20 protein-coding genes are annotated in these 23,141 nt (G+C 74.0%); 10 read left to right on the forward strand and 10 right to left on the reverse strand.

Annotated elements, in window-relative coordinates; genetic code table 11:
* Positions 1 to 7: 7 nt before the first annotated feature.
* The 5 genes from ACGFYQ_RS15305 to ACGFYQ_RS15325 all read right to left on the reverse strand — a co-directional run bounded on the left by ACGFYQ_RS15305 (position 8) and on the right by ACGFYQ_RS15325 (position 8,349).
* Positions 8 to 2,362: a molybdopterin oxidoreductase family protein gene (locus tag ACGFYQ_RS15305; RefSeq protein ID WP_393743884.1), complete on the reverse strand. Its 2,355-nt coding sequence runs from the start codon at positions 2,360 to 2,362 to the stop codon at positions 8 to 10.
* A 283-nt stretch (positions 2,363 to 2,645) separates the two neighbouring features.
* Positions 2,646 to 3,266: a TetR/AcrR family transcriptional regulator gene (locus tag ACGFYQ_RS15310; protein WP_393744055.1), complete on the reverse strand. Its 621-nt coding sequence runs from the start codon at positions 3,264 to 3,266 to the stop codon at positions 2,646 to 2,648.
* A 35-nt stretch (positions 3,267 to 3,301) separates the two neighbouring features.
* On the reverse strand, positions 3,302 to 4,603 hold the full coding sequence (locus ACGFYQ_RS15315) for a hypothetical protein (protein ID WP_393744057.1): 1,302 nt from the start codon (positions 4,601 to 4,603) through the stop codon (positions 3,302 to 3,304).
* Between the two features lie 424 nt (positions 4,604 to 5,027).
* The gene (locus ACGFYQ_RS15320; protein WP_393744059.1) at positions 5,028 to 5,819 is read right to left on the reverse strand and encodes a hypothetical protein; all 792 of its coding nucleotides are present in this window, start codon (positions 5,817 to 5,819) and stop codon (positions 5,028 to 5,030) included.
* A gap of 367 nt (positions 5,820 to 6,186) precedes the next feature.
* Complete coding sequence (locus ACGFYQ_RS15325) at positions 6,187 to 8,349, reverse strand: right-handed parallel beta-helix repeat-containing protein (RefSeq protein WP_393743886.1); 2,163 nt, start codon at positions 8,347 to 8,349, stop codon at positions 6,187 to 6,189.
* Positions 8,350 to 8,640: 291 nt separating this feature from the next.
* Here ACGFYQ_RS15325 and hmgA point away from each other — a divergent pair, with 291 nt between their 5' ends.
* Together hmgA and ACGFYQ_RS15335 are read left to right on the forward strand one after the other, a co-directional pair.
* Positions 8,641 to 9,975 (forward strand): homogentisate 1,2-dioxygenase, encoded by a 1,335-nt coding sequence (hmgA, locus tag ACGFYQ_RS15330; protein WP_393743888.1) that lies wholly within the window; start codon positions 8,641 to 8,643, stop codon positions 9,973 to 9,975.
* Between the two features lie 74 nt (positions 9,976 to 10,049).
* The gene (locus ACGFYQ_RS15335) at positions 10,050 to 10,799 is read left to right on the forward strand and encodes a GntR family transcriptional regulator (protein WP_328924906.1); all 750 of its coding nucleotides are present in this window, start codon (positions 10,050 to 10,052) and stop codon (positions 10,797 to 10,799) included.
* Between the two features lie 22 nt (positions 10,800 to 10,821).
* Here the strand turns inward: ACGFYQ_RS15335 and ACGFYQ_RS15340 are convergent, their stop codons facing one another.
* Positions 10,822 to 10,983, reverse strand: coding sequence for a hypothetical protein (locus ACGFYQ_RS15340; protein ID WP_393743890.1), 162 nt, complete (start codon positions 10,981 to 10,983; stop codon positions 10,822 to 10,824).
* A gap of 145 nt (positions 10,984 to 11,128) precedes the next feature.
* On the opposite strand from ACGFYQ_RS15340, the gene ACGFYQ_RS15345 reads away from it, so the two are divergent.
* Complete coding sequence (locus ACGFYQ_RS15345) at positions 11,129 to 12,250, forward strand: type ISP restriction/modification enzyme (RefSeq protein ID WP_393744061.1); 1,122 nt, start codon at positions 11,129 to 11,131, stop codon at positions 12,248 to 12,250.
* 340 nt (positions 12,251 to 12,590) lie between these two features.
* Here ACGFYQ_RS15345 and ACGFYQ_RS15350 read toward each other — a convergent pair whose 3' ends face one another.
* A complete protein-coding gene (locus tag ACGFYQ_RS15350; protein ID WP_393743892.1) occupies positions 12,591 to 13,319 on the reverse strand; it encodes a TetR/AcrR family transcriptional regulator in 729 nt (242 codons plus the stop codon).
* 73 nt (positions 13,320 to 13,392) lie between these two features.
* Here ACGFYQ_RS15350 and ACGFYQ_RS15355 point away from each other — a divergent pair, with 73 nt between their 5' ends.
* The 3 genes from ACGFYQ_RS15355 to ACGFYQ_RS15365 all read left to right on the forward strand — a co-directional run bounded on the left by ACGFYQ_RS15355 (position 13,393) and on the right by ACGFYQ_RS15365 (position 16,431).
* Positions 13,393 to 14,361: an ATP-binding cassette domain-containing protein gene (locus ACGFYQ_RS15355; protein ID WP_393743894.1), complete on the forward strand. Its 969-nt coding sequence runs from the start codon at positions 13,393 to 13,395 to the stop codon at positions 14,359 to 14,361.
* Positions 14,358 to 15,158, forward strand: a complete 801-nt coding sequence (locus ACGFYQ_RS15360) for an ABC transporter permease (RefSeq protein ID WP_393743896.1) — start codon at positions 14,358 to 14,360, stop codon at positions 15,156 to 15,158. The genes ACGFYQ_RS15355 and ACGFYQ_RS15360 overlap by 4 nt, the downstream gene beginning before the upstream one ends.
* A gap of 61 nt (positions 15,159 to 15,219) precedes the next feature.
* Complete coding sequence (locus ACGFYQ_RS15365; protein ID WP_393743898.1) at positions 15,220 to 16,431, forward strand: CaiB/BaiF CoA transferase family protein; 1,212 nt, start codon at positions 15,220 to 15,222, stop codon at positions 16,429 to 16,431.
* 41 nt (positions 16,432 to 16,472) lie between these two features.
* Here ACGFYQ_RS15365 and ACGFYQ_RS15370 read toward each other — a convergent pair whose 3' ends face one another.
* Complete coding sequence (locus ACGFYQ_RS15370; protein ID WP_374773277.1) at positions 16,473 to 16,742, reverse strand: hypothetical protein; 270 nt, start codon at positions 16,740 to 16,742, stop codon at positions 16,473 to 16,475.
* 282 nt (positions 16,743 to 17,024) lie between these two features.
* On the opposite strand from ACGFYQ_RS15370, the gene ACGFYQ_RS15375 reads away from it, so the two are divergent.
* The gene (locus tag ACGFYQ_RS15375; RefSeq protein ID WP_393743901.1) at positions 17,025 to 18,689 is read left to right on the forward strand and encodes a serine/threonine-protein kinase; all 1,665 of its coding nucleotides are present in this window, start codon (positions 17,025 to 17,027) and stop codon (positions 18,687 to 18,689) included.
* Positions 18,690 to 18,693: 4 nt separating this feature from the next.
* Here the strand turns inward: ACGFYQ_RS15375 and ACGFYQ_RS15380 are convergent, their stop codons facing one another.
* Entirely contained in the window at positions 18,694 to 19,500 is an 807-nt protein-coding gene (locus tag ACGFYQ_RS15380; protein WP_393744063.1) for an SGNH/GDSL hydrolase family protein, read from the reverse strand.
* Between the two features lie 206 nt (positions 19,501 to 19,706).
* Between ACGFYQ_RS15380 and ACGFYQ_RS15385 the strand changes: the two genes are divergently transcribed.
* On the forward strand, positions 19,707 to 20,804 hold the full coding sequence (locus ACGFYQ_RS15385) for a DUF5925 domain-containing protein (protein ID WP_393743903.1): 1,098 nt from the start codon (positions 19,707 to 19,709) through the stop codon (positions 20,802 to 20,804).
* Between the two features lie 257 nt (positions 20,805 to 21,061).
* Here ACGFYQ_RS15385 and ACGFYQ_RS15390 read toward each other — a convergent pair whose 3' ends face one another.
* Positions 21,062 to 21,448: a GntR family transcriptional regulator gene (locus ACGFYQ_RS15390; RefSeq protein WP_393743905.1), complete on the reverse strand. Its 387-nt coding sequence runs from the start codon at positions 21,446 to 21,448 to the stop codon at positions 21,062 to 21,064.
* A 71-nt stretch (positions 21,449 to 21,519) separates the two neighbouring features.
* Between ACGFYQ_RS15390 and ACGFYQ_RS15395 the strand changes: the two genes are divergently transcribed.
* Together ACGFYQ_RS15395 and ACGFYQ_RS15400 are read left to right on the forward strand one after the other, a co-directional pair.
* Complete coding sequence (locus tag ACGFYQ_RS15395) at positions 21,520 to 22,470, forward strand: GNAT family N-acetyltransferase (protein WP_393743907.1); 951 nt, start codon at positions 21,520 to 21,522, stop codon at positions 22,468 to 22,470.
* A complete protein-coding gene (locus ACGFYQ_RS15400; RefSeq protein WP_393743909.1) occupies positions 22,467 to 22,949 on the forward strand; it encodes a DUF402 domain-containing protein in 483 nt (160 codons plus the stop codon). The genes ACGFYQ_RS15395 and ACGFYQ_RS15400 overlap by 4 nt, the downstream gene beginning before the upstream one ends.
* The last annotated feature ends 192 nt before the right edge of the window (positions 22,950 to 23,141 follow it).

Here is a 23,141-nt window from a genome sequence, read left to right on the forward strand (position 1 = left end):
CCCCAGATCAGGGCAGGGGTGTGAGCTCGACGGGGAAGCCGTTGAGCACGGCCGTGCCCGACAGCGGGTCGAGCCGGGTGCCGTCGAGCAGCTGGTTGACGTTGGCGCCGGGGGTGGCGGAGGCCACCGAGAGCCGCACGCCGGCGCGGTCGTGGCCCCAGCCGTGCGGGAGGCTCACCACTCCGGTGCGGACGGCGTCGGTGATCTCGACGGGAACCTCCAGGCTGCCGCCTTCGGCGGTGATCCTGGCCCGGCCGCCGTCGGCCAGGCCCAGGCGGTCCGCGTCCTCCGGGTGGATCTGAAGGGTGCAGCGGTTGGAACCTCCGGTGAGGGCCGGGACGTTGTGCAACCAGCTGTTGTTGGACCGCAGATGGCGGCGGCCCACGAGCACCAGGGCGGCGGGGCGGTCGGCGAGCGCCGCGCGCATCCTGGGGAGCTCGGCCGCGATCGGGTCCGGGAGCAGCTCGATCCTGCCGCTGCGGGTCTTCAGCACGCCGGGAAGCCGGGGCCGCAGTGGGCCCAGGTCGATGCCGTGCGGGTGCGCGAGCAGCCGCTCCAGGCTGAGCCCGCGCGTGACCGCCTCCCCCTCGGCGTCCACCCCGGCCCCGGCGTCGGCGTGGGCGTGGGCATCCGCGTCGGCCCCGGCGTGGGCGTGGGCCCCGGCCCCGGCCCCGGCCCCGGCGTGGGCGTCGGCCCCGGCGGTCGGGGCGAACCGGTCTCCGTACGGCCCGAGTCGGAGCATCAGGTCGAGCCGCCGCTCGGGGCCGCTCCGGCCGGTGAGCAGGTCGGCGAGGCCCACCGGGTCCTGCCCGTGCAGCGGGGAGCGGGGGTCCGCGGTCTCCTTGGCGAGGGTGGTCCGGATGGCCAGCTCGTCGACGGCATCCGGGGCAGCGGCGCCGTGCATGCCGGAGACGGCGAGCACGAGACGGGCCTGGATCTCGCACTCGTCCATCCGCCCCTCCTCCAGCGGAACGACGGCCGGCGAGTAGCGCGCCTGGTTGCGCACGGCGAACCCGTTGAACGCGAAGTCGAAGTGCGCGCTCTGGGAGGGCGGCGGCGGGGGCAGCACGACATGGGCGTGGCGTGAGGTCTCGTTCAGATACGGGTCCACGGAGACCATGAAGTCGAGGCCGGCCAGCGCCCGGTCGAGCCGGTCGCCGTCGGGTGCGGACAGGACGGGGTTCGCGGCGATGGCGACCAGGACCCGTACCTGCCCCTCGCCCGGGGTCTCGATCTCCTCCGCGAGGGCGGCGATGGGCAGTTCGCCCTTGGCCTCGGGGTGGCCGCTGACCCGGCTGGACCAGCGGCCGAGGGCGAACCCCTTGCCAGGGCGGGCGGGCCGGGGCGCGGGACCCGTCGCGGAGAGCGGGAACAGGGCTCCGCCCGGCCGGTCCAGGTTGCCGGTGAGGATGTTCAGTACGTCGACGAGCCAGCTGGCGATCGTGCCGTACTCGACGGTGCAGCTGCCGATCCGTCCGTAAACAGCGGCGGTGGGCGCGGCCGCGAGGTCGCGGGCCAGGGTGCGGATCTCGGCGGCCGTGAGGTCGCAGGCGGGGGCTACGGCCTCAGGAGTGAAACTCCCGAGCGCGGCGGCGAGTTCCCCGAGGCCCTCGGTGTGTTCCTCCAGCGTGCCCGGGGCGGCGAGCTTCTCGACGAGCAGGGTGTGCGCGAGCGCGGCGAGCAGCAGTGCGTCGCTCCCCGGGCGTGGCGCGAGGTGGCGGTCGGCGAGCCGGGCGGTGCGGGTGCGGCGCGGGTCGACGACCACCAGGGTTCCGCCACGGGCGCGCAGGGCCTTCAGCTTGCCGGGGAAGTCGGGGGCGGTGCACAGGGAGCCGTTGGACTCGACCGGGTTGGCGCCGAGGAGCAGCAGGAAGTCGGTGCGGTCGAGGTCGGGGACCGGGATGGCGAAGGGATCGCCGAAGAGCAGCCCGCTGGAGACGTGCTTGGGCATCTGGTCGAGCGTGCTGGCGGTGAAGAGGTTGCGGGTGCCGAGTGCCTTGAGGAGCAGCGGCGGGTAGAGGGCACCGGCCATGGTGTGGACGTTCGGGTTGCCGAGGACGACTCCGACCGCCTGTGCCCCGTACTCCCCGACGAGGGCGGGGACGGCGGCGGCGATGGCGTCGAAGGCCTCCTCCCAGGTGGCCTCCTGGAGCCTGCCGTCCCGGCGGACGAGGGGCACGCGGAGCCGGTCGGGGTCGGAGTCGATCGCTCCGAAGGCCGCGCCTTTGGGGCAGATGAAGCCGTGGCTGAAGACGTCCTCGCGGTCGCCGCGGGCGCCGGTGACGGCGGCGTCCTCGATGGTGAGGGTGAGGCCGCAGGTGGCTTCGCACAGAGGGCAGATGCGCAGGGCGGTGCGGGGCATGGGGCGCTCCAGGGGCGGCAGGCTGCGGCACGGGCACGCGGGGCACCGAGCATACCGACCGGTAGGGACGGTGGGGAGGGGTCTGCGGGAGGAGTATCGGTGGCCGGGACCGAGGGAGCCGGGACCGAGGGAGCCGGGACCGAGCGGGCAGGGGCCGAGCGGGCAGGGTGCGATCGGGCCGGGGCGGCTGGCCCGGGACCGACGCAGCCCGGGTCGGGTGCGGCCTGGAGTCGGGACGGGACGCGGCCCGGGTCGGGGGACGCGGCCCGGGCGGCGCGGGGGTTCAGTCCAGCACGCGGGACAGGTAGGCGTGCATCATCGCCCGGGTCTCGGCGACGATGCCGGGGTCCCCCGCCGGGTCGGCGCGGAAGGCCAGTTGGATCAGTGCGTCGGTGGCCTCGACCGCGACCAGTACAGCCCGCTCCAGGGTGGCGTCGGGGGTCAGGCCGAGGTGGGCGCAGAGCAGTTCGGTGAGTCGGGCCGCGACCAGGTGGTTGGGGTCGGCCTCCGGGCCGTCGGGCGGCGGCGCGGGCACGCCGAAGTCGACGAGCGCGAAACCGGGGACGCTGCGCTTCATGGCCAGGTACTCGTCCAGTACGGCGTCGACGACGGGCCGCCAGTGGGTGGCGGGGAGGTCGGCGAGCCGGTCCGCGATGCCGTCGGCGTAGTGGTCCAGGTTGCGGTGGGCGAGGGCGATGGCCATGGCCCGCTTGTTGCCGAAGAAACGGTAGACCGAGCCGATCGGCACGCCGGCGCGCAGGGCGACGGCGCGGGTGCTGAGGTTCTCGTACCCGGTCTCGTCGAGCAGTTCGGCGCAGGCGTCGAGGATCCGGGCGAGCCGGTCGGCGCTGCGCTGCTGGATCGGAGTGCGGCGCAGGGAGTGGGCGGGAGGCACGGGGTCCATCATGCCGTTCCTCGCTTTTCTGTCGAGCGGTGGCCTCAGTTCAACAGGAGGCTCAGCCCGCCGATGGTGTACGTGATCATCAGCGCGAGCAGCGGCAGTTGGCCGGCCACCGCCCTCGCGGGCGGAAAGAGGCGGACGGAACGGTCGTGGGCGGCGATCACACCGAGTACGTGACCGGTGACGACGGCGATGACCTGGAGGGCGGCGAGCCCGCCGGGACCCAGGGGCGGGACGGGTTCGGGGGCGTTGTCAGTGCCGAGTGCCATGCTTACTGTGCGTGGTCCTTCGGTGACGAGAAGGGAGAAGTAGTGGGCGATGAGATAGCCGAGCGCGATCGGCACGAGTGAGTGCGCGAAGGCGGTCAGCGGGCCGGGGTGCGGGCCGCTGACGAGGCGGGTCGCCGGGGCGCAGAGGCAGTACAGGGTGGCGACGAGGGCGACGGAAGCGAGAAGTCCGAGGGTGGCCGTGGGGGTGCGGCCGAGGGGGGAGGTCTGCAGGGTGTTGATCCACGAGGGGTTGTCGGAGAAGCCGTCGTAAGCGGTGGAGCCGAGCAGGACGCAGACGGTGGCGACGAGTCCGGGCCGCTCGGGCGTCGCGTCGAGTCCGTGGAAGGGGTTACGGAGAACCAGACGGCCGTCGCTGCGACGGCCGAGGGGGGAGAGGCGGGCCAGGAGGGCGGAGTAGGCGTCGAAGGCGTCTCCGTCGTCGAACCAGCGCTCGCCGAAACGGGCGGCGAGCAGGAGCTGGGTGGTGGCGTAGACGGTGAGAGCGATGAGGAGGGTGGTGGTGGATGCCGGATCGGGAGCGGCGAGTTCGAGCCAGGTGAAGGCGAACAGCCCGGCGGCGGCGGGCCATTGGCCGAGACGCGTGGGGAGGGGGTGGTCGGAGCCGGGGCGGCGTCGGGCTCGGCGGAGCAGGCGGTGCAGGGTGCGGAGCGGGTTGAGCAGGCGCCAGACGGGGCCGAGGAGGAGGGAGGCGGGGACGAGGCCGACCCAGAGGAGGACGTAGACGGCGCCGGGAGCGGGGTTGCGTGCGGGGTCGTCGGGACCGAGGAGGAGGTGAAGGAGGACGGCCAGGGTGGCGGCGAGCCCGAGTCCGCGCAGGGCGGTGCGGGTGGCGGGCGCGTCGGCGGCCCGCTGCAGGGCGGCGGGCAGGGCGCGACCCGAGCGGTCGCCGTGGAAGCGGGAGGTGGACCAGAGCAGGCCGAGGGCGAGAAAGGAGACGAAGAGCGCGGCGAAGGCACCGGCGAAGGCGTAGAAGGGAGAGATCGGCAGATCGTGCTGGGAACCGATCCCGTGCGCGAGCGCGGTGAGCGGATCGGCCAGGTGTGGGACCACGCCCTGGCCGTCGCCGCCACCGCCTGCGCCCGGGCCGGCGCCCGGCCCGACGGGGGTCACCACCGACCCACCCGGGGCGGTGTCCCGCACAGGCTTCGACCTGGCATCCCGGACGCGGGCCAGCGTCCGGGGGGCAGGGCGAAGCCGACGAGGGGCACGGCAACTTGGTCCGCTCCCCCGGCGGAGGCGGCCCGTGCGCCGGCGGCCGGGGTCCGCCCGGGGGTGGGCCCGCCCCCGGGTGGCCGGGTGGCGACCGCATGGGGGCTCGGCCATGGGGTCGAGGCGCCGGCCACGGCCGGAGGTAGCGGGTGCGGGTGCGGCAGCGGCAGCGGCAGCGGCAGCGGCAGCGAGTGCGAATTCGGCATCGCGGGTGGTGGCGGCAGCGGGTGCGGCTTCGGCGGCGTCATCGCGGGTGGTGGCGGGATCATCGGACGAGGAGTTGAGTCAGGACGAGGGCGGACTCGTGGGTCTCGACCTCGAAGAGGCCGGTGCGGTCGGCCGTCAGGATCAGGGTGGCCTCCTGGCCTGGGGGCAGGGCGAGTTCCTTGTCGTAGCCGTGGACGTGCAGGGTGTCCGCGCGGTCGCTGGTGACGCGCAGGGCGACCCGCTCGCCGCGCCGCAGCTCGGTGCGGGCGGGGGCGGGGCTGACCTTGCCGTCCCGGACGGTGATGGCGACCGTCCGGTCGGCCTGCTCCGGCGAGGCGTCGCCGTGGCTGTGTCCGCCGGGCTGGCCCGGGGCGGCGGCGAGCTGGGTCGTGCCCTCTACCGGCTTGCCGGACACCGCCCAGGCGGTGTGGTCGTCCGCGTACAGGCGGACGGTCAGCGTGTGCGCGCCCTCGGGGACCTGCGCGGCGGGCAGGTGGAACCAGGGGCCGTACAGCCGGGCCAGTTTGCGGCCGTCGAGCTCCAGGTGGGCGTGGCCGGCGCCCGGGAGGGCGGCACCGCCGGTGCTGTCGGGGGTGAAGCGGAAGTTCTGCACCGACAGTTGGAGGTTCCAGCCGTCCTCGGAGTCCGGGCGGGCGGTGAGCCGCACTTCCGGCGCGCCCTCGGCCGGGACCTCGCGGAGCCGGTGGCCGGTGCCGTCGTCGGTGGTGAGCAGGGTGCCCGTGCTCCCGGAGGCCTGCTCGTGGGTGGTGCCGGGCTTGTGATGGGTGGTGGCCCGCCCGCCGCAGCCCGTCGCCGCTCCGGACGCGAGCAACAGCACGAGGGCGAGCAGGGCCGCGGTGCGGGCGGTCCGGCCCGGTCCGCGGGGCGGGCTGGGCGGCGTACCGCAGGCGTCGCATCGGACGCGGTCGTCGGGCCGGTCGGTCACGGCTGGCCTCCTGCGGCCGGGTCGGCCTGGTGGGCGGTCACGGCGCGGGTCCGGGCAACGGACCGGCGCCCTAGGGCCGCCTGGCGGGCGGTGACAGCGCAGGTCCGAGGCACGGTCCGGCCCCCTGGGACCGGGGTCGCCGGGCCGGCGGCCACGGCACGGGGCCGAGGCTTGGGCCGGCGCCCCGGAGCCGGGGCGGGCTGGTGGGTGGTCACGGCGCGGGGCCGAGGAACGGGCCGGGGCGTTGGGGGCGGGGCGGGCTGGTGGGTGGTCATGGCGTGGGGTCCGCGGTGCCGGTCGGGGCGGGATCCGTGGTGGGTGGGGGTTCGGGGGCTGTCGTGCTGAGGGCCGGGGTCGGGGCGGCCGGGACCGGGGCGCGGTCGCCCGCCGGGTCGCCGCCGGGGCCTGAGGGCCGGGCCGGGGTGCCGGGGCGGGCCGAGGCGACGACCGCCCACAGGATCCAGACGACGGCGACCAGGGCCCGTACCCAGGCGGGGCTCAGGGGGGTCCAGGGGATCATCAGGACCGCCTTGTCGAAGGCGTCCAGCAGGGTGAGCCCCGCCAGCAGCAGGGTCAGGCGGGCCAGCCACGGGCGGGTGGGCCGCAGGGCCAGGCCCACACCCGTCCACCACAGGCCGAGGAGGAGGAGCGCCAGTGCCGGTACGAAGGTGGCGACCAGCCCGGTCGTGGAGCCGGCCACGTCCAGGGCCAGGCCCGCCAGGCCCAGCAGCGACGCCGCCGTGCCCAGGCGCGAGCCGCGCAGACGGCGCCACCACAGCACCCCGCCGACCAGGAGCAGGACGCCCGCGACGGCGAGCACGATCTGGGTCTCCACCCGTTCCAGACCGCGGGCGCCGTACCAGTCGCAGCCGGCCGGGAGTTTGCGCGCCTGGACGCTGTAGTCCGCGCAGACGAGCAGCTGAACCAGCTTCACCGGTTCGCCGACCAGACGGGCCGACGCGCCGGTGACGACTCCGCGCGCCTCCCCGCACTGCGGCACGGTGCCCGGGGTGGAGCCGTCGGGGCCGTCCTGCCAGCAGTTGGCGCGTCCCTGGCCGTCCCACCAGACGTCCATGCCGTTGGGGCGGGCGGCTCCGGACTTGTCCTTGCCCAGGGTGTTCCCGGCGTACCGGTTGTGGTGGGAGGTGTCGGCCTGCTTCGACCACTTCTCCTCGCCGCGGATGAAGGCCGGGACGGCGCTGAGGAAGAAGCCCGCGCGCTGGTGCCCGTACACCCAGTTGTTCTCGTAGATGTTCCAGTTGCCGCCCGCGGTGATGATGCCGGTGCCCGGCGGCATGGAGATCTGCGGGCAGACGACGCCGCGCTCGTAGCCGCGCTCGACCGGCGGCTTGGCGCAGGTGCCGTCGGCGACGTACCCGTAGTAGTCCTGGTTGTTGTCGTGAATGAGGTTCCGCTCGAACTTGGCGTGGTTCTGCGGGAGCCCGGGGTGGCCGGGGAAGGCGCTGTCCATCGAGGCGCCGCCCATGTTCTGGTCGAACTCGTTGTCGTGCACCCACACCGAGTCACCCGCGGTGCCGGAGTAGCCGACCATGTTGTGGTGGCTGTGGCAGCCGGTGATCTCGATCGAGTAGCGGGGCACTTCGTAGCCCCGGCCGTCGTTGATGTTCGAGGCGCTGCCGGGGTAGATGCCGGAGTCTCCGTTGCCGTACGACTCGCAGTTCTTGTAGAGCCCGTGGTCGCTGGCGAAGGTGAGGAAGCCGTACTCGTCGTTCCACCGGGTCAGCACGTCGTCGATGACGAACCCGTCGCCCGCCAGCACGTACAGCGAGTTGAAGGTCGTGCGCTGGGCGGTGAAGTTGCGGAAGTAGATGCCGTTGGACTTGTCGGCGCGGATGGCGTTCAGCTTCTGGTACTTGGCGTCGACGATCACGTCCAGCCGGGAGGCGCCCGTGCCCTCGATCTGCAGGTTCGTCTTGCCGAGGATGGCGACGAGGTTCTGGTTGTGGCGGCAGGCCACCTGCTGCTCGTAGGTCAGGATCTGGTAGCCGAGCGAGGAGTTCGGGGCCTTCAGCTCCGCGCACTCCCCCGTCGGCGCCCCGAGCGAGGGCTCCTCCTCGTAGAGGCCGGGAAGGATCGCGATGTTCATCCCGGGCCGGTCGACGGCGTCGACGGCCTCCTGGAGGTGCCGGTAGCCGCTCTTCTCGCACCGCTCGTACAGGGCGAGGTTCCGCTGTCTGAGCCCCTGCGGGAAGGCGGAGATCCGGCGTTCGAACTCGGGCCGGCCGGTCTTGCAGACCACCAGGTCGGGCTCGGCCCTGCGGTACTCGGGCACGGATCCGGAGCCGTCGGGGAGGGCGACGGGGCGCTCCTCGTGCGCGCGGGCGGCGGACGCGGCGGCGAGGAGGGACAGGAGGGCGAGGAGGGCGGCGAGGAGCGCCGCCGGCACGGCAGGGAACCTGCGGGTCCACGACATGCGCGTGAGAGTAGAGCAATGTTCATCTTTTGGGATCCCCCTCTGCGCGAATCCGTCGCGAGGGACCCGTTACGAGGGAGCCGTCACGAGGGGCCCGAGGAGCCCGTCACGAGGACGCGAGGGACCCGCCGCGAGGAACGCGAGCCACCCGTCACGAGGGACGCGATGGACCCGCCACAAGGGACGCGAACGAGCCGTCACGAGGGACCCGCCACGAGGACACCGTTGACGGGCGGGCCGCGGAATCCTACTGTCACCCATAGGATTCCTTCGACGGAGCGGGAGCAGCACATGAGCGAGCAGGCCGGCAACGGCAGCGAGCAGGCCAGGAAGACGGCGGAGGCGCTGGAGTACCTCACCGGCTTCGGCAACGAGCACAGCTCGGAGGCCGTCCCCGGCGCGCTGCCGCTCGGCCGGAACTCGCCCCAGCGCGCACCGCTGGGCCTCTACGCCGAGCAGCTCAGCGGCTCCGCCTTCACCGAGCCGCGCACCCACAACCGCCGCTCCTGGCTCTACCGGATCCGGCCCTCGGCCGCGCACCCGCCCTTCACCCGGACCGACAACGGTTCCCTGCGCACCGCGCCCTTCACCGAGGCCGCGGCGGACCCCAACCGGCTCCGCTGGAACCCGCTGCCCGACCGGGCCCCCGGCACCGACTTCCTGGCCGGCCTGTGGACCCTCGGCGGCAACGGCGACGCCGGCCAGCGCGCCGGCATGGCCATCCACCTCTACGCCGCCAACTCCCCCATGACCGACCGGGTGTTCAGCGACTCCGACGGCGAGCTGCTGATCGTCCCCGAGCGCGGCGGGCTGCTCCTGCGCACCGAGCTCGGCCTGCTCTCCGTCCGGCCGGGCGAGATGGCCCTCGTCCCCCGCGGCGTCCGTTTCCGCGTCGAGCTCCTCGACCCGGACGCGCGCGGCTACGTCTGCGAGAACTACGGCCAGCCCTTCGAGCTGCCGAACCTGGGCCCGATCGGCGCCAACGGCCTGGCCGCCGCACGGGACTTCCGCGCCCCGGTCGCCGCGTACGAGGACAGCGAGCGCCCGACCGAGGTCGTCAACAAGTTCTGCGGCAACCTCTGGTCGGCCACCTACGACCACTCGCCGCTCGACGTCGTCGCCTGGCACGGCACCCACGTCCCGTACGTCTACGACCTGCGCCGCTTCAACGTCCTGGGCTCGATCAGCTACGACCACCCCGACCCGTCCATCTTCACCGTCCTGACCTCGCCCTCCGACACCCCGGGCCTGGCGGGCGTGGACTTCGTGGTCTTCGCCCCGCGCTGGCTGGTCGGCGAGGACACCTTCCGCCCGCCGTACTTCCACCGCAACGTGATGAGCGAGTACATGGGCCTGATCGAGGGCGCCTACGACGCCAAGGCCGAGGGATTCGTGCCCGGCGGCGGCTCGCTGCACAACATGATGTCCGCGCACGGCCCGGACCGGGAGACCTTCGACCGGGCCAGCGCCGCCGAGCTGAAGCCGCAGAAGATCGACGACGGCCTGGCCTTCATGTTCGAGACCCGCTGGCCGATCACCGCCACCGCCCAGGCGGCCGGCGCGGATCACCTCCAGCGCGGTTACGACGACGTGTGGCAGGGTCTGCAGCGCCACTTCCGCGCCTGACCCGAGCTGCGTACGCTCGCCTGCGCCGCCACACGTCGCACGCCGCCCCCGTCCAGCCGTACGGAGAACCACCCGTGACCGCCTTCGCCCCCGACTCCCTGGTGCTGAACCGGAAACTGCCGCTCTGGTACCAGGTGTCGCAGTCGCTGCGCGCCTCGATACTCGGGCGCACCCCGGACGCCTCGCTGCGCCTGCCCACGGAGGAGCAGCTCGCCGAGCACTACGGGGTGAGCGTGCTGACCATGCGGCAAGCGCTCAAGGAGCTGGAGGGCGAGGGCCTGATCAGCCGGCACCGGCGGCGCGGCACGTTCATCGAGCCGGGGGCGCTGCGCGGCGCCCCGGTGCGGCTGCTGGGCTCGGTCGACGCGATCGTGGCGCAGCAGTCGGGTGACCGTACGACGATTCTCGGCCACGGGCGCACCGCCGTGTCCGGGGAGCTGCTGGCGCACTTCCCGGACACGCCCGAGGTGGTCACCTACCGTCGCCTGCGGCACGACCGCGCGAGCGGCGAGCCGACGAACTGGGTGGAGAACGCGGTCCTTCCGGAGTTCGCGGAGGCGGTGGATCTGGCCGATCTCGAACGGTGGCCGATGACGAAGGTCCTGCGGGACGTCGTCGGGGTGCGCATCAGCCGGATCACGGACACGGTGGAGGCCCGGCTCGCCGACCCGGAGACGGCCGAGCTGCTCCAGGTCCCGCTGCTCAGCCCGATCCTGCACTACACGGGCGTGACCTACGACGAGGACGGCCGGGTGGTGGACGTGGCACGGATCCGCTACCGCGGCGACCGGTTCTCCTTCACGGTGACGGTCGACGCACACTGAACGGCGATCGGTACCGGTACGGCTACTTCTCGTCGTCCTCCGTCGTGCGCTCACCCTCCGCCTGGGACGGCGTCGTCCGCATCGTCTGGGGGTGCCGCTGCTTGCGCTGGGCCTCGTCCATGTCCTCGTCGAGCCGCTCGCCCTCGGCCTGCGAAGGAGTCGAGTATTCGTCGTACTGACTCATGACCGTCTCCTCGGTCGATACGGTACGCATGCGACGTATGCCTACATAAGGAGCGTAACGCTTCGGCCTGGACGCAGCCCGGCCACCGGATCCCGTCGCTACCATCGGCGGCGTGAGCGACGACCTTCCGCTGCTGGACGATCTGATGCCCTGGGCCGTGGGCAGCCTGCGCCTGGGCCGGAACTGGGTGGCCGCGCCCGGTCCGGCGGCCCTGCGCGCCCGCTGGGCGGCCCTGACCGGCGCCGAAGCCGCCGAGCGGGAGCGGCTGTTCCGCCCGAGCCGCAGCCGTACGCCCGAGGCCGGGGCCGCCGCGCTGCCCGGCCAGCGCTCGGCGACCACCCGTTTCGCCGACGCGCCCGGCCCGTGCCCCGAGCCCGTACGGGTCCTCCGCGACCCCTTCGACGAGCAGTGGCTGCTGCCCGACCAGCGGCTCATCGACATGGCCCGCCCCGAGCTCTGGCGGGTCCTGGACGAGCATCAGCTGTTCACCGTGGAGACCCCGGACCTGCTGGTCACCGCGCACCTCCCGGCCGGCCGGCTCGGCCGGATCCGCCCGCTGCACCGGCGCCCCGGCGGCGCCGAGCCGAATCTCGCGCCCGGCCTGCTGCCGCTGCTGGGCGAGCGGTACGGCGGCTGGGTGACCCCCGAGGACGTGCTGTGCTGGATCCTCGCGGCGGGCCGCCCCGGGCCGCGGGGGTACGAGGTCCCGCTCGCGGCCGACCCGGAGCGCTGGCGGGCCGGGCTGGAGCTGGGCCACCGGCTGCTCACGGTCCAGCTGCGCGGAGCACGCGGCGGGGAGCCGCCACGGCTGCCCGGCGGACGCCGCCCGTACGTCCGCTCGGCGCTGACGGCGTGGCCGCACGAGCTCGCGTACGACCCCGGGAGCGAAACGCTGGGCCTCGGCGGCGGGACTGTGTCCCCCGTACCGGCCGGGGCGTGGGAGTACGAGGCGCAGGGCGTGCGGGTGCTGGAGGCGTGGCTCGCCGCCCGCGGCGCGCACCGCGACCCGGACGCCGACGGGCTGGAGTCGCTGGGTCCGGCCGAGTGGCCGCAGGCCTGGACCTCGGAGCTGCTGGCCCTGATCACGACTCTGGCGCTGCTGGCCGATCTGGCTGCGGAGCGGGCCGGGTTCGAGCCGGGCCCCGGGCTGTCCGCCGGGGAGCTGCGCGCGGCCGGGGTGCTGCCGCCGCCGCGCTGGGCCCGGCGCCCGGCCTCGGTCCTGGACCACCAGGAGGAGGGCCCGGGCGGCCAGTTCGCCCTGCTCTGACCCGGAACCCGAACCCGGAACCCGGACCGGAGTCCCGAACGGACCGAAACCCGGGACCCGGCACCCGAACCCGGAGCCCGAACCCGGACTGGAACCCCGAACGGACCCGAAACCCGGGTCCCGGGTCCCGGGTCCCGAAACCCGGACCCGGAGCCCGGGTCCCGAAACCCGGACCCGAAACCCGGACCCGGAGCCCGAACCCGGAACCCGGACCTGAAACCCCGGATCCGGAGCCCGAACCCGGAACCCGGACCTGAAACCCGGGACCGGGACCCGGGACCCGGGCACCCTGGCACGCGGACACCCCGGCCCCCGGCCCCCCGGCCCCCCGGCAGCAGCCCTACGCCCCCCACGCCCCCAGCAGCCGCGACAGCGAGCGGTCGAACGCCGCGACCAGTTCCGGCCCCGCTTCGGTGATCGGCGCCGCGCCGCCTGTGAGGGCCGCCGCCAGCCGCGGGTACTGCCCCGTGGCCAGCCGCGAGCCGAGCCACGCCGCCCGTACGCCCTGCTCCTCGGCCTCGCTCCAGGGCAGCGCCCGGGCCCGCTCGGCCAGTGCCAGTTCGCCCGCCACGTAGGTGGCCACCATGCCGTTGACGGCGGCGATCAGCTCCAGCTTCTCGCCGTCCGCCGCCTCCAGCGGCGCCAGGCACTCGAGGCTGTGCTCCAGGTACCGCAGGGCGTTGGGGCTGAAGCCGTGGACGGGGCTCAGCAGCCGGGGCAGCCACGGGTGCCGGTGCATCAGCGCCCGCGTCTGGCGGGCCAGCGCGAGCAGGTCGGCCCGCCAGTCGCCGGTCGGCGCGGGGAACTCGTACTCGCCGCTGACCGCGTCGACCATCAGCTCGTAGAGGTCGTCCTTGCGCGGCACGTAGTTGTAGAGGGACATCGTCCCGGCGCCGATCCCGGCCGCCACGCGCCGCATGGAGACGGACTCGATCCCCTCCTCGTCGGCGATCCGCACCGCCTCGCCGGCGATCGACTCGCGGCTGTGCGCGGGCCGGGGTCCGCGGCCGGCCCGCTGAGGGCGGGCCCAGATCACTTCGGGTTCAGCGGGTCGCCCGCCGGCAGTCATCGCTCAGATCACCTCGTCGTCTCGCCACCATCTTAGTTACGTACACCGTACGTAGTGCGATAGGGTGCCGCACATGACAACTACGTACGCCGTACTTAGTGAAGGCCTGGAGAAGAACTACGGGGAGGTCCATGCCCTGCGCGGCCTCGATCTCGCCGTGCCGGAGGGCACGGTCTGCGGTCTCCTCGGCCCCAACGGCGCGGGCAAGACCACCGCCGTCCGGATCTTCACCACCCTCACCACCCCCACCGGCGGCCGCGCCCTCGTCGCCGGCCACGACGTCACCCGCGACCCCGCGGTCGTCCGCCGCGCCATCGGGGTCACCGGCCAGTACGCCTCCGTCGACGGGGAGCTGACGGGCCGCGAGAACCTGCGGCTCTTCGCCCGCCTCGCCGGACTGCGCGGCGCCGCGGGCCGGGAGCGCGCCGACGGGCTGCTGGAACGCTTCGGACTCGGCGAGGCCGCCGACCGGGTGGCGGGCACCTGGTCGGGCGGGATGAAGCGGCGCCTGGACCTGGCCGCCGGGCTGATCACCCGCCCCCGCGTGCTCTTCCTGGACGAGCCGACCACCGGCCTGGATCCGGCGGCCCGCGAGCAGATCTGGACCGCGGTACGGGACCTCGCCGCCGAGGGCACCACGGTGCTGCTGACCACCCAGTACCTGGAGGAGGCCGACCGGCTCGCCGACGACATCGTGGTCGTCGACCGGGGCCGGGCCGTCGCCACCGGCACCCCGGCTGAGCTCAAGGCCCGGATCGGCGCGTACGCCGAGGTGGCCGTCGCCGCGCGCGAGGCCCTCGCCGACGCCGCCGTCGTACTGGACCAGCTCACCGGCGGCCGGCCGGCACTCGACGAGGAACGGCTCACGGTCGGCGTCACCGTGCTCGACTCCGGGCTCACCCTGCCCCGGATCATCCGCGAACTCGACACGGCCGGGGTCCCGGTCACCGACGCGAGCCTGCGCCCGCCCACCCTCGACGAGGTGTTCCTGCGCCTCACCCGCATCCCCGCCCCCGTGGCCCAGAAGGAGAACGCGGCATGAGCACCCTGCTGTCCGACGGCGGAGCCGTCCTCACCCGCCAGCTCCAGAAGGCCCGGCACGCCCCGGCGCTGCTGATCCTCACCCAGACCATGCCGATCACCATGCTGCTGTTCTTCGGCTACGTCTTCGGCAGCGCGCTCGCCATGCCGGGCGCGGAGTACCGCGAGTTCCTGGTCCCGGGACTGCTCGCCGCGACCGCCGCGAACGGCCTGATGACGGGCATGTTCACCGCCGCGCAGGACGCCCACCGCGGGGTGATGGACCGCTTCCGTACCCTGCCGATGAGCCGCAGTGCCGTACCGCTCGGACAGACCGCCGCGGACCTGCTGACCACCGGCTTCTCCATGGTGCCGCTGATGCTGGTGGGGCTGGCGATGGGCTGGCGCATCGAGAACGGCCTGCCGGGCGCGCTCGGGGCCCTGGGCGTGCTCCTGCTGTTCCGCTTCGCCACCGCGTGGGTGGGGACCTACCTCGGCCTGCTGAGCAAGAGCGAGGAGGCCGCGGGCCAGCTCGGCAGCGCCACCTTCGTCCTGCCGATGCTGTCCAGCGCGTACCTGCCGACCGCCGGGCTGCCCGGGTGGCTGCGTACGGTCGCCGAATGGAACCCGATCAGCGCCGTCGCCACCGCCGTGCGCGATCTGTGCGGAAACGTCGGCGGCGAGGCGGCCGAAGCCGCGGCGGGCGCCGCCTGGCCGGTCGCGCATCCGGTGGCCGGGGCGCTGCTCTGGTCGGCGCTGCTGCTCCTGCTGTTCGCGCCGCTCGCCACCCGGCGGTTCGCCCGCGGCACGGCGGGCTGACATCGGCCGACGTCCCGCAGGGGGTGACAGGCCGGGGTCGGACGGGATAGGCATCGGTGCCATGGACACCGAAAGCGCCGCACCCGAACCGCTCCCCCTGGCCGGCATCACCGTCGTCGCCGTCGAACAGGCCGTCTCGGCCCCCTTCGCCACCCGCCAGCTCGCCGACCTCGGCGCCCGGGTGGTCAAGGTCGAGCGCCCCGACGGCGGCGACTTCGCGCGTGCCTACGACACCGCCGCGCACGGCCTCGCCTCGCACTTCGTGTGGGCGAACCGCGGCAAGGAGTCGATCGCGCTCGACCTGAAGGACCCGCGCGGCCGGGAGGTCCTGCACGGTCTGCTGGCCGGCGCCGACGTGTTCGTGCAGAACCTCGCGCAGGGCGCCGCGGCCCGGCTCGGGCTCGACTCGGCCGCGCTGTGCGCGCGTTACCCGCGGCTGGTCGCCGTGGACGTGTCCGGCTACGGCGCCGAGGGCCCGTACTCCCACAAGCGCGCCTACGACATGCTCGTGCAGTGCGAGGCGGGCCTGGTCTCGGTGACCGGCACGCCGGAGCAGCCCGTCAAGGCGGGGATCCCGGCGGCGGACATCGCGGCGGCCATGTACGCCTTCTCGGGGGTCCTCGCCGCCCTGCTGCGCCGCGGGGTCACCGGGCGCGGGGGCAGGGTGGAGGTGTCCATGCTGGACGCGCTCGCCGAGTGGATGGGGCATCCGCTGCACCACACGATGCACGGCGGGGAGCAGCCCGTGCGCACCGGCCTCGCGCATGCCGTGATCGCGCCCTACGACGCCTACGCGACGGCCGACGGGGACCGGGTGCTGCTGTCGGTGCAGAACGACCGGGAATGGCGGCGGCTCGCGCAACAGGTGCTGGAGCGGCCCGAGTTGGCCGAGGACCCGGCGTACGCGACGAACGCGGCGCGCACCGCCAACCGGGAGAAGACCGACGCGGTGGTGGCGGAGGCACTGGGCCGGCTGGGCGCGGACGAGGCGATCGGACGGCTGGAGGCGGCGGGCATCGCCTGCGCGCGGCTGAACTCGGTGGCCCAGCTGGCCGCGCATCCGCAGCTGGCGGCCCGGGACCGCTGGCGGGAGGTGGGATCACCGGCCGGCCCGTTGCGGGCCTTGTTGCCGCCGATCGGGCTGCCGGGCGGCGCGGCACCGCACATGGGTGCGGTGCCCGCGCTGGGCGAACACACCGAGACCCTGCTGCGCGCCCTGGGGATGACGGGCGCGCAGATCTCGGAACTGCGCCGGGACGGTGTGGTCGCGTAGGACGAGGCCGGGGACGGAACGGCTGTGACGTGGGGGGACAGTTACGAGCGGCGGCTGCCGAAGAGCGTGCGACGCAGACGGCGCAGCGGCGCGAAGAGCGAGACGCGCGCGCTCCGGCTCCGCAGGCGGTGCGTGTGGTCGCGGGAGGTGAGCTCGCGCATCAGCAGCGTCGCCTCGGCGGTCTCCCGGTGCGGGACGGCGGGTCCGCCCAGCACGGCGAGATGGCGGTCGAGGCGCGAGCTGGTCGCGTTGCTGCCGCAGGTGATGGCAGGCACGCGAGGCGGCCTGCTGCGCATTGCTATCTGTTCCATGTTCTCTCCCCACCCGTACGAGGGCACCCGGCCCGGGCAGGTTAACCCTATCGCCCCCGCGTCGCGCTCGGGTATCCCGGTGGTGTGAATTACCCCTATGCCTACGGGGAGTTGACGATTACTCAGTGGAGTCGACCGTCACTCTCCGCACAGGCGCGCCGGGCGCGGAGGGCCCTCGCGCGAGTCACGTCACGACAGGGGCCACATCGTGCGCACTGCGCTAACTTGGAGTGATCACCTCGTGACACACGGGCGGGCGGGAGCACACATGAGGGGGCTCACGTGAGTGGGAATGTGGCCGGCGTGGACGGGGAATCGAGCCCCGATCGTGTCATCGCGGGCCGGTACCGGCTCCTGGAGCCCCTCGGCCGCGGCGGGATGGGCATCGTGTGGCGGGCCCGGGACGAGGTGCTGGCCCGCGAGGTCGCCGTCAAGGAGGTACGGGCGCCCGCCGGAATCGAGCCCGCCGAACTGCGGCGGATGTACCGGCGGCTGGAGCGGGAGGCCTGGGCGGCGGCCAGGGTCTCGCACCGCGGGGTCGTCACGGTCTACGACGTGGCCTCCGAGGACGACCGGCCGTGGATCGTGATGGAGCTGGTGCGCGGGCTCACGCTGGCCGACGCACTGGAGGCCGAGGGGCCGCTGACCCCGCAGCGCGCCGCGCACCTCGGGGAGCAGGTGCTCGCCGCGCTGCGCTCCGCGCACGACGCGGGGGTGCTGCACCGGGACGTGAAGCCAGGGAACGTATTGATCGCCAATGACGGCCGGGTGGTGCTGAGCGATTTCGGGATCGCGAGTCTGGAGGGGTCCTCGACCATCACCATGCCCGGCGAGGTGGTCGGCTCTCCCGAATTCCTGGCGCCTGAGCGGGCGTTGGGGCGCGAACCGGGTCCCGAGTCGGACCTGTGGTCGCTCGGGGTCATGCTGTACGCGGCCGTCGAGGGGGTTTCGCCGTTCCGGCGGGAGACTCCGCTGGACACGCTGCGGGCCGTGGTCGACGAGGAGGCGCCGCCGCCGCGCCGGGCCGGGCCGCTGGCGCCCGTACTGGAGGGGCTGCTGCGCAAGGACCCGGCTGAGCGGCTGCCCGCGGCGGAGGCGGCCCGGATGCTGCGGGTGGTGGGCGCGGGCGGGGTCGTACGGGCCTCCGGCGGGCCGGTGTCGGGGCCGGACTCGCCGACGGCCACGGCGCATCACCACGGCCACGACCACCACCACGACCACCGGCAGGAGCCGCGGCGGTCGCCGTACGGGGAGCCCACGCCGCCGATGCCGGGGCCGGTTTCGGGGCCGGCATCGGCGGCGCCGCGCGACGGCCGGGCCGGGGTGGTGCTCACGGTCGGGATCGTGGTGCTGCTGCTGGCGCTGGCCGCGCTGGGGTGGCTGCTGCTGAAGGACCGGGAGGACGGGGGCGGCGACGGCGGAGGCGTCGGCCCGACCGGCCCGCCGACCAGCGCCCAGGCCGCCACCACCCCCGCCTCGACGGGCCCGTCCGCCTCGGCGTCGCCCTCGGCGTCGCCGTCCCCCGGGCAGCACGTCTCGGTGTACGTCGACACCGTGCGCGCCTCCTACAGCGGCAGTTGCCCGCCGCCCGCGGAGCGCGCGCCCTCCTTCACCGCCACGGTCGAGGTGGAGCGCGCTCCGGTTCGGCTGGAGTACCGCTGGGCCACGCGGAGCGGGAAGACCTCCGGCCCGGGCTGGCAGACCGTCACGTACGAGGAGGGCGGGCCGAGGAGCCGGCGGCTGGAGCACACCGAGCTCACGCACGTACCGGACGCGACCTTCGAGGACGCGGTCCGGCTGGAGGTACGGGGGCCGGCGGAGGTGGCGACCCAGTGGGTGACCACCTCCGTGACCTGCGAGAAGGCGACCCCGACGAGCGGGGCCCCCTCCCCTGGCGCGAGTACGTCACCGACTCCGCCGACGGCGGAGCCCTCTGTCGGTTCCTAGCGCCTCAGGCGGCGTTGGTGAAGACCGGCAGGTAGCCGCCGGACTGTCCGGCCGCGGTCGGGTGGTACGACTCGCCTATGTTGAGCCAGTTGACGCTGTGCAGCCACGCGTCGCCGGAGCAGATCTCGTGGCCCGTGAAGGCGGCGGCGACGGAGGCGAAGGTGAAGCCGTGGTCGGCGGCGCGTTTGGCGATGGCGGCGTTGAGGTGATCGGCGGCGCCGTTGATGGCGGAGCGCTCGCCCTCGGTCAGGCCGGTGGCGCAGGTGCCGTTCAGCTTGTAGAAGCGGGGGTAGCCGAGCACGACGACGTGGGCGTTCGGCGAGCGGCTGTCGATGGCGTTGTAGACCTGGTCGAGCTGGCCGGGGAGGGTGGAGTCCACGTACGCCTTGGCCTGGTTGACGCGGCTGACGCAGGTGGACTCGGACTGGAGCACACAGGTCGTCATGACGTCGGAGAATCCGGCGTCGTTGCCGCCGATGGTGATGCTGACCAGGTCGGTGCCGGAGTTCAGCGGGCCGAGCTGGCCGGAGAGGACATCACCCGTACGGGCGCCCGAACAAGCGGCGAAGGAGAAGGTCTGCGGGGCATGGGCGGCGGCCCACAGGGCCGGATAGGCGCGGGTGGTGCGCTTGCAGGCGCCGCTGGCGCTGTCGTAGTTGCCGGCGCCGACGCCGGAGGAGTACGAGTCGCCGAGGGCGACGTAGCCGAAGTCGGCCTGGGCGGCGGCGGCCGCCTGGCCCGCGCCGAACAGGGCGGCGCCCGCGGCGAGTAAGAGGGACGACGCGAGGGCGGCGAAGCGCGGGAGTCTCATGCTCATGTGTGCGGCTCCTTGTGGGGGTTACTCCTGAGTCCGTGGTACAAGGAGCCGGGCTTGGCTGGAAGTGTTCATGCCAAGAATATTCGGGGCAGGGTTGCGGCCCGAATCTTCACTCCCGATGCGTTTGAAGAGGGAACCCGGCCACCCGATCCGGCGAAACACGGGTGCATGAGGGCAACTCGTGCCGGATCATGGGCGCCATGCCAGCCAACCCGCATGACGCGCTGCCGATCCGGCTCAACGTCGACGACAGCGACTCGCCGTCGGATGTCGTCGACGCGCTGTTCCTCGGCCGGTTCGCGTCCGGCGAGCAGCCGTTCTCGCACAGCGTGTCGATCGACCGGGTCAGGCCGGGCGTCACCCTGCTGCCGCCCGGGGCCAGCGTGTTGCGCGCGGCGCGCGACAGCGACCGCAGCGCCACGCTCGCCGAGGGCGAGGGCTGGACCATGCTCGTCTCCCGCTGGAGCCGGGGCGCGGACGTCACCGTGACGGCGGTCAGCGACGAACTCGCCGCCGGTGTGCTGGGCAAGGCCACGGAGGGGGCGCAGGACGACCCCGAACCGCAGCCGGAGAACGTCACGATGGGCTTCTGGTACGTCTCCCCGCGCCGCGGCCCGTACCGGACGACCCGCCAGATCGCGGCCGGGACCTGGGCCGAGGTGCGGTCCAACTACACGGCGCCGGTGGCCGGGGCGATGGACCGGCTGATGAAGGTGACCCCGGACGACATCGCGGGCCGGCTGCTGTTGCTGCACGGCCCGCCGGGGACGGGCAAGACCTCCGCGCTGCGCACGCTGGCCCGGTCGTGGCGGGACTGGTGCCAGGTGGACTGCGTCCTGGACCCGGAGCGGCTGTTCAACGACGTGGGCTACCTGATGGACATCGCGATCGGCGAGGAGGAGGGCACGGCGAAGGGCCGCTGGCGGCTGCTGCTGCTGGAGGACTGCGACGAGCTGATCCGGGGCGAGGCCCGGCACACCGCCGGGCAGGCGCTGTCCCGTCTCCTCAACCTGACGGACGGTCTGCTGGGCCAGGGCCGCAACGTCCTGGTCGGCGTCACGACCAACGAGGACCTCGAACGCCTCCACCCCGCGGTGGTCCGCCCGGGCCGGTGCCTGGCCCGCATCGAGGTGGGCCGGCTGACCCACCGGGAGGCGGTGGACTGGCTGGGCACGGACGAGGGCGTCTCCCGCGAGGGCGCCAGCCTGGCCGAACTCTTCGCCCTCCGCCGGGGCACGGGGCCGGCGGCCGTACTCCCGCCGCAGCCGCACTCGTCCGAGGCCGGCCTCTACCTGTAGCGGCGGCTACGGGCTCGGCGGCTGCGCCTGGCTGCGGCCGTGTGCCGCCTGCGGCTGAGCCTCCTGGGGCTCCGCCCCAGACCCCCGCGCCTCGAACGCCGGCGGGGCTGGGTTGTGCCCGGCCGGGCGGACGGCATCAGCCAGATCCAGCCTCGCCGGCGTTTGAGGCGCGGGGCCTGGGGCGGAGCCCCGGCAGACGGGCCGCAGGGTCGCACGGCAGCGGGACCGGACCCAGCCCTGCGGAGCCCAGCGGCCGGCTAGTCGGCGGCGTACCGCGCCCGGAGGGCTTCGGCGGCGGCCGACAGGGCCTCGGCCTCGGTCAGGCCCAGGCGATGGGCCCGTTCCGCGAACGCCTGCGCGGCGGCCGCGGCCTCGCGGGAGGCGCCCTCCGCCGCCGCGACGAACGTCCCGTTCCGGCCCCGCGTCTCGATCACCCCGTCCGCCTCCAGCGCCCGGTACGCCTTCGCGACGGTATTGGCGGCGAGCCCCAGCTCCTCCGCCAGCCCGCGCACCGTCGGCAGCTTGAAGCCCGCCGGCAGCTTCCCCGACCGGGCCCGGTCGGCGATCTGAGCGCGCAGCTGTTCGTACGGGGCGGCCGAGCCCGTCGAGCCGTCGATGGTGATCTTCAGGTTTGTCGAGGTCACGCGGCCGATTGTCCCCCATCGCCGGATAATTGGGAGGCGCCGGACGGGCGTCCGCCCGTAGCGTCGGCCTCATGAACGTCCTCATCCGCGATCTCCGACCGAGCGGGCCCGGCCGAGCAGACGACGCGGAGTCCGTCGTACGGGTGCGCCGCTCGGCCCTGCCCTTCATGATCACCACAGCCGAGGGCGTGGCCTTCGAGCTCTCCTCCGCCCACCCCGCCGCGCACTACCGCCTGCTCGTCGCCCAGACCGACGAGGGACTCGTCATCGGCACCGCCCAGGTCGGCATCGCGTACGACAGCCCCGAGCCCGGCCACTCTTACGTCAACGCGTACGTCGACCCCGCGCACCGCGGCCTCGGCGCCGGCCGCCTGCTGCTCGCCGCGGCCGAGGACCACCTCGCCGCCCACGGCGCGGTGGACACGTACGCATGGGTCCTCGACGAGCCCGCCCACCGCGCCTTCGCCGAGCGGCACGGCTACCGGCCCAGCCGGTCCGCGCACTTCCTGCGCCTGGACCTGACGGCGGCCGCGCTGCCCCCGCTCCCGGAGACCCTCCCGCCCGGGGTCGAGCTGCGTCCCGGCTCCGCCTTCGCCGCCGACCCTCGTCCGCTCTTCGAGGCTGACGCGGAGACGACCTCCGACGAACCGGGCGACGTCGTCACCGAGTTGGACGACTACGAGGACTGGCTCGCGCAGACCTGGAACAGCCCGTCCCTGGACAAGGAGCTGACCACCGTCGTCCTCGTCGACGGCACGGTGGCCGCCTTCAGCGCCGCCCGGACCGACGGCGCCACCCGCTACGGCTCGGCGATGACCGGCACCCTGCGCGCCTTCCGCGGCCGCGGCCTGGCCAAGCTCGCCAAGACGGTGTCCCTGCACCGGGCCCGCGAGGCCGGGTACACGGAGGCCTTCACCGGCAACGACGCCGGGAACGGCCCGATGCTCGCCATCAACACGTGGTTCGGGTACGAGATCTGCGCGACCGAGACGCGCTACACGAAGAGGCTGGAGACCGAGTGACCGAGCAACTGACCGTCGTCCTGACCAAGGCGGGCCGAGTCAAGATCCGTTATCCGGCGGCGCGGGTCGCCGACGACGGCGACCGCATCTCGGTACGCGCCCCGTGGGCGGCCGAGGGCGTACGCGACTTCGGCTTCGTCCGCTTCGAGCCGGGCGACGTGTTCGTCGAGCACTTCTGGCGGACCCGCTGGTACGCGGTCAAGGAGGTGTGGACCGGCGACGGGGTCCTCAAGGGCTGGTACTGCGACGTCACCCGCCCGGCCGTGGTGCGGAGCGGGGAGATCCACGTGGAGGACCTGGACCTCGACCTGTGGGTCTCGGCGGACGGGTCCTCGGTGCTGCGACTGGACGAGGACGAGTTCGCGGAGAGCGGGCTCACCGCGAGCGACCCCGAGGCGGCCGCCCAGGCCGTACGGGCCCTCGACGCCCTGGACGACCAGGCCCGGACCCCGGGCGGCCTGCCCGCGCTCCTGGCGTAGCGCGGACCTGCCGGGCCCGCGCATCCCTGTTTTGTGGGCCACACCGGTCATCGTCCCGGGCCGTTCGGGGGACGTGGGGCCCTCTCCGGGGCTGACCCCGCCCAAAAGGGGATCGGTTGTTCCGGCGTGGGCGCTCAGGGTCGCGCGCGCCGGAGACAACAGCGGGGAAGGCCGTCGGGCGTTCCGCGCTGC

Source organism: Streptomyces sp. NPDC048258 (assembly GCF_043201995.1).
Lineage (GTDB): Bacteria > Actinomycetota > Actinomycetes > Streptomycetales > Streptomycetaceae > Streptomyces.

Excerpts from the sequence above, each read along its gene's own strand:
- hmgA (WP_393743888.1), top strand. The coding sequence starts at position 8,641 with ATGAGCGAGCAGGCCGGCAACGGCAGCGAGCAGGCCAGGAAGACGGCG.
- ACGFYQ_RS15395 (WP_393743907.1), top strand. The coding sequence starts at position 21,520 with ATGAACGTCCTCATCCGCGATCTCCGACCGAGCGGGCCCGGCCGAGCA.
- ACGFYQ_RS15345 (WP_393744061.1), top strand. The coding sequence starts at position 11,129 with ATGCCCTGGGCCGTGGGCAGCCTGCGCCTGGGCCGGAACTGGGTGGCC.
- ACGFYQ_RS15310 (WP_393744055.1), bottom strand. The coding sequence starts at position 3,266 with ATGGACCCCGTGCCTCCCGCCCACTCCCTGCGCCGCACTCCGATCCAG.
- ACGFYQ_RS15365 (WP_393743898.1), top strand. The coding sequence starts at position 15,220 with ATGGACACCGAAAGCGCCGCACCCGAACCGCTCCCCCTGGCCGGCATC.
- ACGFYQ_RS15350 (WP_393743892.1), bottom strand. The coding sequence starts at position 13,319 with ATGACTGCCGGCGGGCGACCCGCTGAACCCGAAGTGATCTGGGCCCGC.
- ACGFYQ_RS15385 (WP_393743903.1), top strand. The coding sequence starts at position 19,707 with ATGCCAGCCAACCCGCATGACGCGCTGCCGATCCGGCTCAACGTCGAC.
- ACGFYQ_RS15370 (WP_374773277.1), bottom strand. The coding sequence starts at position 16,742 with ATGGAACAGATAGCAATGCGCAGCAGGCCGCCTCGCGTGCCTGCCATC.
- ACGFYQ_RS15380 (WP_393744063.1), bottom strand. The coding sequence starts at position 19,500 with ATGAGACTCCCGCGCTTCGCCGCCCTCGCGTCGTCCCTCTTACTCGCC.
- ACGFYQ_RS15355 (WP_393743894.1), top strand. The coding sequence starts at position 13,393 with ATGACAACTACGTACGCCGTACTTAGTGAAGGCCTGGAGAAGAACTAC.
- ACGFYQ_RS15325 (WP_393743886.1), bottom strand. The coding sequence starts at position 8,349 with ATGTCGTGGACCCGCAGGTTCCCTGCCGTGCCGGCGGCGCTCCTCGCC.
- ACGFYQ_RS15360 (WP_393743896.1), top strand. The coding sequence starts at position 14,358 with ATGAGCACCCTGCTGTCCGACGGCGGAGCCGTCCTCACCCGCCAGCTC.
- ACGFYQ_RS15305 (WP_393743884.1), bottom strand. The coding sequence starts at position 2,362 with ATGCCCCGCACCGCCCTGCGCATCTGCCCTCTGTGCGAAGCCACCTGC.
- ACGFYQ_RS15340 (WP_393743890.1), bottom strand. The coding sequence starts at position 10,983 with ATGAGTCAGTACGACGAATACTCGACTCCTTCGCAGGCCGAGGGCGAG.